At 24.2% G+C, this 1,881-nt stretch carries 2 protein-coding genes; one reads left to right on the top strand and one right to left on the bottom strand.

The genetic code is table 11. From position 1 onward, the window contains the following. Nucleotides 1-27: 27 nt before the first annotated feature. Nucleotides 28-1,263: a DEAD/DEAH box helicase gene (locus G3997_RS02960; protein ID WP_296647845.1), complete on the top strand. Its 1,236-nt coding sequence runs from the start codon at nt 28-30 to the stop codon at nt 1,261-1,263. Between the two features lie 66 nt (nt 1,264-1,329). Here the strand turns inward: G3997_RS02960 and G3997_RS02955 are convergent, their stop codons facing one another. Continuing rightward, nucleotides 1,330-1,701 (bottom strand): hypothetical protein, encoded by a 372-nt coding sequence (locus G3997_RS02955; protein WP_296647842.1) that lies wholly within the window; start codon nt 1,699-1,701, stop codon nt 1,330-1,332. Nucleotides 1,702-1,881 lie beyond the last annotated feature (180 nt).

The following is a 1,881-nucleotide window of genomic DNA, read 5'->3' as shown; positions in this document are numbered from 1 at the left end:
TATATATAAATAATTAAGGAGAAATATATGACTACATTCAAAGAATTAAATTTAAATAGTAATCTAATTGATGGCTTAAAAAAACAAAAAATAACTGAACCTACTAAAGTTCAAAGTCTTACTATAAATAAAATACTTGATAATAAAGATTTAATAGTAAATGCTCAAACAGGTAGTGGTAAAACTTTATCATATTTACTTCCTATGTTTGAAAAGATAGATACTACAAAAAGAGAAACTCAAGTTTTAATACTTGCACCAACTCATGAATTAGTTATTCAAATAACAGAACAAGCTAAACTATTAGCATCTAACTCAAATTTAGATGTTACTGCTTTTTCTCTAATAGGAGAAGTTAATATACAAAAACAAATTAAAAACATTAAAGCTATCAAACCACATATAGTTGTAGGGACTTCTGGTAGAGTTTTAGATTTAATAAAACAAAAGAAATTAAAAGCTCATACTATAAAAACTATAATACTTGATGAAGTGGATAGCTTACTTAGTGGAAATAATGTATCAGTTATAAAAGATATAGTAAAAACTACATTAAGAGATAGACAACTTTTAGGATTCTCTGCTAGTTTAAATGAAACTGCTTTAGATATATTAAATAATTTAATGAAAGAACCTGAAATCATAAAAATAGATGAAGAACCTATAAATCCAAATATAAATCATATGTATTTACATGGAGATAGACGTGATAAGTTTACATTGCTTAGAAAAGCTATAGCAGCTACTAATCCAAAACGTGCAATAGTATTTGTTAACGATGAAGATAGTATTGAAGTTATAACTGCAAAATTAAATTATCATAGCTACAAAGCTGTAGGTATATATGGTAGAATGACAAAAGAAGATAGAAAAAATGCTTTAAATAGCTTCAAATTAGGAAAGTCTAAAATACTAGTTTCTTCAGATTTATCTGCTCGTGGACTTGATATTGTTGATGTTACTCATGTATTTAACTTAGACTTCCCACCAAGTAAAAATGAATATGTTCATAGATGTGGTAGAACTGCTAGAGGAAATAGAAAAGGAGATGCTATATCTATAGTTACTAACCAGAATTTATCTACTATAAGAGATTATAAAAGAAACTTTAATATAGATATAAAGAAAAAAGATTTAAAAGAAGGTAAACTTGTTGATGCTGCGTTTAAGCAAACTAGAAAGCCTAAAAACTTTAAAGAAAATAAATCTGTTAATAAAGACATAAAAAATAAGTCTAACAAAACTAAAAAATATAATAAGTAATATATAAAAAGGATMTAATAAGTAATATATAAAAAGGAGCTCATTATATGAGTTCCTTTTTATATATTATTCACCTTTACTATTTGTTATAGCTTGTTTAAGTTTTTCCCCTTTTTCTTTAGTTATTACATTATCTTTAACCATTTGTTCAACTTGTTCAATAGATTTTTCTTTTTCTTTCTTTATCATTTGCTGTTTACAATACTCTTTTATATTTTTTACATCATCCTGAGTGAGTACACCTTCTTCTTCTAAATTTTCTACACTTTGTTTAAAAATACTTCTTCTATGCATCATTTTTCCATTTTCATGTTGTTGTTCACATGGATTTTTGGGTTCTAAACTTACTTCTTGTGCATTTGATAAATTTAAACTACAACTTAATAATGTTAAGCTTAGCATAGATGCTAATATTACATTTTTCTTATTTAATTTCATATTTAACCTCCTAAAGTTATTTTGTTTATATTAGTATTATCATTAACCTTAACTTAAACTTAACTTTTTATAAAATTTTATTAAATAAAAAAGTAGCTAATTATAGCTACTTTTCAATATATATTACAATTTTCTTTAATTTTTCTATAAATATATAAATAATGTCTTGTCTAAAATATA

The sequence above is a fragment of the Romboutsia sp. 13368 genome (genome assembly GCF_018336475.1).
GTDB lineage: Bacteria > Bacillota > Clostridia > Peptostreptococcales > Peptostreptococcaceae > Romboutsia.
The sequence above is the reverse complement of the archived record's forward strand: the minus strand, read 5'-3'. Positions and strand labels throughout refer to the sequence as shown.

Bases quoted from the DNA above. Each gene is read 5' to 3' on its own strand.
- G3997_RS02960 (WP_296647845.1), top strand. From the start codon at position 28: ATGACTACATTCAAAGAATTAAATTTAAATAGTAATCTAATTGATGGC.
- G3997_RS02955 (WP_296647842.1), bottom strand. From the start codon at position 1,701: ATGAAATTAAATAAGAAAAATGTAATATTAGCATCTATGCTAAGCTTA.